The sequence below is a fragment of the Streptomyces sp. ActVer genome (genome assembly GCF_027270795.1).
In the GTDB taxonomy this organism is placed as follows: Bacteria; Actinomycetota; Actinomycetes; order Streptomycetales; family Streptomycetaceae; genus Streptomyces; species Streptomyces umbrinus_A.
Genome location: NZ_JAPWHT010000844.1, coordinates 1 through 1,808 on the forward strand (window position 1 = coordinate 1; position 1,808 = coordinate 1,808).

Annotated in this window: 3 protein-coding genes and 1 pseudogene; all 4 read right to left on the bottom strand. The window is 73.5% G+C overall.

Translation table 11 applies throughout. The features are described from left to right. The coding region (locus O3Q52_RS52700; RefSeq protein ID WP_269655487.1) for a hypothetical protein at window positions 1-465 on the bottom strand (465 nt) is incomplete at its 3' end. Beyond that, window positions 431-1,267 (bottom strand): FkbM family methyltransferase, encoded by an 837-nt coding sequence (locus tag O3Q52_RS52705; protein WP_269655488.1) that lies wholly within the window; start codon window positions 1,265-1,267, stop codon window positions 431-433. The genes O3Q52_RS52700 and O3Q52_RS52705, both read right to left, overlap by 35 nt. After that, entirely contained in the window at window positions 1,264-1,509 is a 246-nt protein-coding gene (locus O3Q52_RS52710; protein ID WP_269655489.1) for a Trm112 family protein, read from the bottom strand. Before O3Q52_RS52710 ends, O3Q52_RS52705 begins: the two co-directional genes overlap by 4 nt. A gap of 55 nt (window positions 1,510-1,564) precedes the next feature. Continuing rightward, window positions 1,565-1,808 (bottom strand): annotated as a pseudogene (locus tag O3Q52_RS52715) (hypothetical protein); the annotation flags it as partial.

Sequence of the window (1,808 nt, forward strand, 5' to 3'; positions counted from 1 at the left end):
GGCGCGGGCCGTCTCGTCGACCGCGCAGGACCACGGGGTCAGGTCCTCCAGGGTGCGCAGCTCGGGGGAGGGGGCGCCCGGCGCGCGGACCAGCCACTCGTTCCAGGCCGCGCCGTTCGGGGCCACCAGCACCTCGAAGCGGAGGTCCGGCCAGAGGGGGACCGGCCACAGGAGCGCCTCGCAGGACAGGTCGCCGATCTGCCGGGGTGTCACCGACTCGGGTTCGCCCAGGATGGAGCGGTAGCGGGAGACGGCTCCCCGGCCCCGCGGCACATGTCTCATCGCCTGCCAACGGCGGTTGGCCTCGCGCATGTCCGCGATCGAGACGCCCAGCGCGTGGCGGGCGTCCTCCACGAGGTCCGCGTTGTGGTCGGCCATGCGGCGCAGCAGGACCAGCTGGAAGTCGAGCGGGGTGAACGGGCCGGCGGGCCTATCGGGTCGCTTGGCGGGAGGCATGCGTCCCATCGTGGCGTACGTGTCCCGCGCGGTGCGCGTCGCCCGGGGTGCGGCCCGTCGGGAGGAAGAGCACCGAGTTCACGTACCGGACGTACCCCGGGCTCCGGAAGGCCAGCACCCGCCGCAGCAGGCCCTGGGAGACCACGTGCGAGGCGTGGGCCTGGTGGGACTCCAGGTCGAAGGAGGCGAGGGGGAGCCAGGTGTCGTCGGGCAGGACCCAGCCCTTGTATCCGCGCTCGGCGAGGAACGACACGACGGGCCTGATCGGCTGGATGCGGGCCTCCAGTTCGATGAACAGGGCCGGGCGGTCACGGGTGAGCAGGGTGGTCGCGCCGCGCAGCACCGCCAGTTCGTTGCCGTCCACGTCGATCTTGACGAAGCCGACGTCGTGGAGGTTCAGGCTGTCGAGGGTGAGACAGGGGACGTCCAGGGCGCGGGCATGGATGTCCCGGCGGACGAGTGACGACACGCCCCGATCGGCCTGGTCGCCGGACGGCAGCCAGAGGCGGGCCGTGCCCCGGCGGGCGCTCGCGGCGGCCCGTACCACCCGGACGTTCCCGGGCGTCGCGGCGGTCAGCAGCCGGGCCAGATGCGGGACGGGCTCGACGGTCACCACGCGGTGCGCCCGCTGCGACAGACGGCGCGTCCAGGGGCCGTACCAGCCGCCGACGTCCACCGCCGTGCCGCAGCCGGGCGGGCAGAGATCGCCGAGCCGGGCCAGTTCGGGCTCGAAGCGCGGATAGACGAACCGGGCGGCGGCGGCGACCAGCCGCACCGGCACGAAGGGGGCCAGACGGGCTGCCAGGGTCATGAGGTCAACATCCGTTTCAGCAGGCGTTCGTGTTCGTCGTCCGTCACCTGTTCGCCGGAGGACGGGAGGAGCTGCGGGATGCCGTCCACGATCGGATAGCGGCGGCGCAGACGCGGGTTGTAGAGAGCGTCCTCAGTACTCTCAGTACTCTCCGGGCCCTCCGTCTCCTTTTCGAGGAGATGCAGCGGCCCCTTGTCCAGCGGGCACGCCAGTATCTTCAGCAACGGGTCGTCGGGGTTCATCAGTGGTCAACTCCCTTGTGGGCGGCAGGGGTCCGGCGCCGTTGCCTCCGGACGCCGGTCCCGGCCCGTCCGGCCGGACCCGGCCGAGGTACCGCGTGGACTCGGAGGACATCGCCGTGGGTGCCGCCCCCGCGGGGGGCATCTCGGGCGGCAGCGCACCGGGGCCCACCGGGGGAAGGAGCTGTGTGGCGCCCTCGTCGACGGACGGCGCGGCGGGCACCGGCGGCAGGTACTGGGTCGCGCCCTCGTCCATGGCGGCGACGGGCGGCAACGCACCGGCGCCCGCACCAACCGGCGGC